This is a genomic window from Cytophagia bacterium CHB2, from assembly GCA_030263535.1.
GTDB lineage: Bacteria > Zhuqueibacterota > Zhuqueibacteria > Zhuqueibacterales > Zhuqueibacteraceae > Coneutiohabitans.
Genome location: SZPB01000616.1, coordinates 1 through 2,159, shown reverse-complemented (window position 1 = coordinate 2,159; position 2,159 = coordinate 1). Strand labels below are relative to the sequence as shown.

The window sequence follows — 2,159 nt, the reverse complement described above, 5'->3', positions numbered from 1 at the left end:
ACGCACGGCATCGAAGGCATTGCTCAACAGGTTCAACAAAACGCGGCCAATATCCTGCGGCACCATTTCGATCTTGCCGTCCAGCTCGCCGAAATCCTGATCGATGGTCACATTGAAATCCGGAATTTTCGCGCGCATGCCGTGGTAGCTGAGATTGACGTACTCTTCGACCAGCCTGTTGACGTCCGTCGGCTGGCGTTCGCCTTTACCGCCGCGCGCGTGCTGCATCATGCTCTTCACGATGCCATCCGCGCGCTTGCCATGGTGATTGATCTTCTCCGCGTTTTGTTCCAGCGTGTCAAGAATCTCCTCAATATCCGTCAAATCTTTCTCATTCACGCTTTTCGTTTTACGTTTTACCAGCTCTTCTCTCAACTCTCTCGCCAAATCCACCGACAACGCGGCAAAGTTATTCACAAAATTCAGCGGATTCTTGATCTCATGCGCGATGCCGGCGGTGAGCTGGCCGAGCGAGGCGAGCTTTTCCTGCGTGATGAGCTGCTGTTGCGTGGCTTTTAAATCAACATGCGCCTGTTCCAATGCCTCGTATGCTTCCTTGAGTTCTTTGGCTTTCTGCAATTCCATTTCCTGCCGCGCGTTTTGTATTTCCAGCTCGGCTGACTTTTTAATCTCACTTTGCAGATTGAGGTTGACTGCAGCAAACCGGCGGGCGAGAAAAGCAGACATGGTCAGCGGAACGACAAGAATAGCCGCAAACCAGAATATCAGGGGGTAAATCGCACTGTGGGGCAGGATATTTTTAATAAAAAGCACGATAATCAGACTGCCCGCAGCAAAAGCAATGAAGCCACTCCCGATGAGCCAGGCATCTTCCTTTTTCCTCAAGATTGCCAGAATAACAATTCTGAACATTTCAAGAACCATAATAACAAAAAATAGAATAGCCAGTTGGGCGGGAATAGAAAGAGGGACCACCCAGACTAAAATGCACTGAATCGCCGCAACCGCCAGGATGGCAAAGTACCATTTTGGCGGTTTCCCATAGAACAAAGAGTACAGAAATCTTACCCCCGAAATGCCAATAAAAATAAACAGGGTATAGGTTATGTGAACATAAGTTACGCCCAACCGGGTATCGGTTTCAAATCCAAAAACGTTTTCATGCGCAAAAAAGGCCATCGCCGATAAGGATGCGGTAAATATGGCAAAATAAATATGCTCGCGTTGACGCCTGTAAAAGAAGAATAATAGAAAATGAGAGATCGAGAACACGAATGGGATTGCAACCATAATTGACTGACCGCTGCTGGTGAGGCGTGCATCGGTGAAAATTCGCGCAAGGGCCTCATCGATATTTGTTAAAACAAGAGTAAAGCCAACCTCAGACGCAATATCTTTTTCATAAAGCACAAAATTCGAATAGCGCACGGCAAACAAATAGATCTCACCGCCGCGAAGCAGAATGGATTTGGCACTCTGCGGTTGCTCCACAGAAATGGCAAAAGGGACTTCATCTTCAGTCGAGGCGCCAACTTTGCCAAAGCGATATTTCAGCTCACCATTGATATAGATTTCCGAAGCACCGTTATGCGATAAAAAAATAGCCATCGGTACGATTGAAAGCGCACTATCGACTTCGAGGTAAGATCTGAACCAACCAATGCCCGGCCAGCCACTTTCCGGCATCGCTTCCTCGGTCAGATGGCTGTCGACAATTTCCCAATCGCTATCATCGAAATTTGGATCAGCCCAGGCAATATTGTCGCCCGGATGGTACTTCCACCTTTCCGAAATCAGCAGCGAGCGCCCGGATTCCAGGCTGTCTTTGGTAATGACAAATAGGGGCTCCTGGGCAGAAAGGCACGTTGCCAGGCACAGGATTGGGGCTATTAGTGCAGCCCTGTAGAAACGCATATTCATTTTCATCGGGCTTTGTTTTTGCATTCTCAGCCTCAGTTTTCCACTTTATTCCACATACGCAATTTATGCAGGCAATTTCACAATAAACGTCGCACCTTCGCCCTCCCTGCTTTCCACCGTCAGCGTGCCGCCATGTCCCTGCGTGACGATGTCAAACGAAAGCGACAAACCCAGTCCGGTGCCGGAACCCGTCGGCTTGGTCGTGAAAAACGGCTCGAAGATTTTCTCCCGCACTTCATCGGAGATGCCGCCGCCGTTGTCGCTCAAACGAGTCTCAA

Annotated in this window: 2 protein-coding genes; both read right to left on the bottom strand. The window is 49.0% G+C overall.

Annotated features, from left to right (window positions below; translation table 11 throughout):
• The coding region (locus FBQ85_29510) for a hypothetical protein (GenBank protein MDL1879269.1) at positions 1-1,905 on the bottom strand (1,905 nt) is incomplete at its 3' end.
• A gap of 39 nt (positions 1,906-1,944) precedes the next feature.
• Positions 1,945-2,159 (bottom strand): HAMP domain-containing histidine kinase (locus tag FBQ85_29505; GenBank protein MDL1879268.1); only part of this gene is annotated, 215 nt, incomplete at its 5' end.